General features: G+C 65.3%; 3 protein-coding genes. All 3 read right to left on the reverse strand.

All coding sequences use genetic code 11. The annotated features are described in order from the left end of the window. The coding region (locus tag WA805_RS25965) for an NADP-dependent oxidoreductase (RefSeq protein ID WP_425243661.1) at positions 1 to 700 on the reverse strand (700 nt) is incomplete at its 3' end. Between the two features lie 89 nt (positions 701 to 789). Beyond that, positions 790 to 2445 carry a tetratricopeptide repeat protein gene (locus tag WA805_RS25970; RefSeq protein ID WP_425240514.1) on the reverse strand — a complete coding sequence of 552 codons (1656 nt, stop codon included), beginning with the start codon at positions 2443 to 2445 and terminating at the stop codon, positions 790 to 792. A gap of 265 nt (positions 2446 to 2710) precedes the next feature. Next, on the reverse strand, positions 2711 to 2809 hold a 99-nt coding region (locus WA805_RS25975; RefSeq protein ID WP_425243662.1), incomplete at its 5' end, for a hypothetical protein.

A 2809-nucleotide genomic window follows, 5' to 3' on the forward strand; every position in this document is an offset into this window, starting at 1 on the left:
TCAGCTCGTAGGAGGCATCGAGAACAGCGCCGCCGATCGTGTCGAGGACCACGTCGAAGCCGTCCGGTGCGACCGCCTTGTACCCGGCCGTGTTGCCAGCGCCCGGCGCCAGGAACGTCGTGGCTCCGAGGCCCAGGACGAAGTCCCGTTGCCTGGCGACGCCCGTCGCCGTGACCGTGCCGCCGAGGATCGCGGCGAGCTGGACGGCGTAGCTGCCGACGCCGCCCGCGCCGCCCTGCACGAGAACCCGTTCCCCCGGCTTGAGTGCCGCGTGGTCGACGAGCGCCTGCCACGCGGTCAGGGCCGCCAGCGGCAAGGTGGCCGCCTCCTCGTCAGAGACCGACCGCGGCCTGGCCGCGAGGTGCGCGGCAGGCACCGTCACATACTCGGCCGCCGCCCCGTCGCGGTCGAAGTCGATCAGGCCGTACACCTCCGCACCGACCGTCAGGCCTTCGGCACCAGGGCCGAGTCCTGCGACCGTTCCTGACACCTCGTGCGAGGGGATGACCGGCGTGCGGTCCCGCCCGTCGCGGGTGGTCCAGGACAGGTCCCAGCTCAGCTCGGCGAAGGTGATCGCGGCCGCGTGCACCGCGACGAGGGCCTCGCCTGGCCCCGGCGCGGGGACCGGGGCGGCCTCGTAGACCAACTGCTCCGGTCCGCCGCGGGCGTGCGCGCGCAGCGCCATCATCGTGTCGCTCACAAGCACTAGATCCTAAGGCGGGGACCCGTCGCGGCGCTTGCGTCAACTGACTTAACCGCGGGCGGCCACGCGGAGGTTCTGCCTGGAAGTCATGCCGAACGGACAGATGGTTTCGCCCGTGGCATGCCGATGAAGTTCTGCCACTCTTGGCCGATCTCGGTTTGCCGCAACGGCTCAAGATCTGGATCCCTGGCCATCCAGTTGGGGTCGAGCAGATTCCTGGGGTCTCGATGGATCAGCCCGAGTTCGTGGATCGACGCCTGTCCACAGCATTGCCGCCACTGGTCAACCGTGAAGTTATCCGGGATATATTCCGGCGGCAGAAGGATGGCGAGTGAGAAGAAGCAGGCCGCGTTGAACATGGCCAGCCACCCTACTGCGCGCCGATGGTAGTGCGGACCTGCGTATACAGGGATGTAGGCCGGATCGGCTGCCAGCGGCGTGATGGTGGTGCCCGCTTTGGGACGGAGCAGGCGCTCGACGGCAGGCTCGTCGTCCTGGCGCAGCAGTTCGTCCGCCAGTCTGGTCATCAGGCTCAATACTTCCATTTTCCCGGCGGCGGCCGACCGCTCGCCGCTCCTGGCGTCAGCGACCGCCACGAGATGGTCGGTCGAGGCTGCGTTCCGCCCGGGGAGCAGAAACGACAGCTCCACAGCGAGCTGTGAAATGGCGAGAGCCCGGAGGTATGCAGTCCTCTTACTGACTCGCTTCCACGGACGGAGACTGATCCATGATCGCCAGTATCGACGCTCCCCAGGATTCCAGTGATTCGGGCGCCAGGTCAACAGCCAAGATCTCAGCAGCCGCCGGAGCAATAGCTGCTCCCTGATCGGGTCAAGCGGATGGTCCGCCCCCTTGAGCTCGGTTCGATCGTAGCTTCCCTTGTGTGCAACCCAGAGGCGGTAGGCCGCCTCGATGTGCTCTGGCCATAGGGTACGGCACTTCCGATATATCGCCGCAGCTTCCCGGTTCTCATCCATCAGTTCAAGCAGGGATGCCCGGTGCAGCTGGACAAGCATATTCGCGGGATTCATTCTCGCGGCATGATGGAAATGTTCCAGTGCCTTGCGGCAATCCTCTAGTGACGTGCTGACCTCGGTCCCGCGTGGCTCGGCTCCCAGCCCGCGTCGGTAGGCCAGGTACCCGTTGATGTCTTGGTTCCAGCGTTCCCAGCGGGGCGTACGGCGAAGAATCCTGGGCTGTCCGAGGAGGAATGTGACACAGAAGGCGCCAATTACCTCAATAAGCGCCTCCGTGTTGTCCTCGGTAAAGGATCGAGTCGCTACGATCCGGTCACCTGGCGTGCGGCTAATCCGAACGGTAGCTCGCAGCTCATCGTCGCGCTGGGTGACGGGCCCCGGCCAGGTGACGTCAACCCGGTACGCCGGCTCGCTGGGAAAGGCGAATCGGATAAGGGCGGCGCTCGACTCCTGTGCCGCGGCTGGCACCACAGGCGCAGCCGAACCGCCCGCACCAGGGGCTATTATGTAGGCGCCCAGGCCGTCGGATGCCAAGTAACTGAGCAGTCGCGCGTCGAGTACGCCATAGTTTTCCCCGCCCTCCAATGCAGCCTTTCCGTATTCGACCTGCATAACGAGAGGTCGCAGGCCCCGGTGTTCAATCAGGAAGCTCAGCGACGTGACGAAGCGCAGCAGTCCGATCAATATCGCCAAGCCGACAGCGAGGATAAGCGGCACAGCCAGCGCATCCGCGAGTGCACGCAACGAGTCGCTTACGATACTCATTCCACTCCCCCCGGGGGCAATGTACCAGGCGCAGTAAGCTTTGCCTAGGCGCGCCAAAAGGAGCGGATGATCGTCCGAGCTCAACTGCGGGGCGAGGATGGCAGGAAGGTGGCAATCGCGGAACCCGGACGGTGAGACTGCGGCCCGCCACCCCGGCCATCAAGGCGCGCTTATTCACGGATTCCCCAGCCTTTACCGCTTGACTAGCACGGAAATTCCACGTGCTCTACGTCAGCAAAGCTTCCGTTACCATGGCATGAGCTTCCTAGCCGTGATTCCCGGCCGGGAAGATCAGCCGGCTCTCGGTCACGATCGCGGTGACCAGCTCCGCCGGGGTCACGTCGAAGGCGTAGTTGAGCGCGCG

Origin of the sequence: Trebonia sp., from assembly GCF_049794275.1 — a bacterium.
Classification (GTDB): Bacteria; Actinomycetota; Actinomycetes; order Streptosporangiales; family Streptosporangiaceae; genus Trebonia.

Excerpts from the sequence above, each read along its gene's own strand:
- WA805_RS25970 (WP_425240514.1), bottom strand. The coding sequence starts at position 2,445 with ATGAGTATCGTAAGCGACTCGTTGCGTGCACTCGCGGATGCGCTGGCT.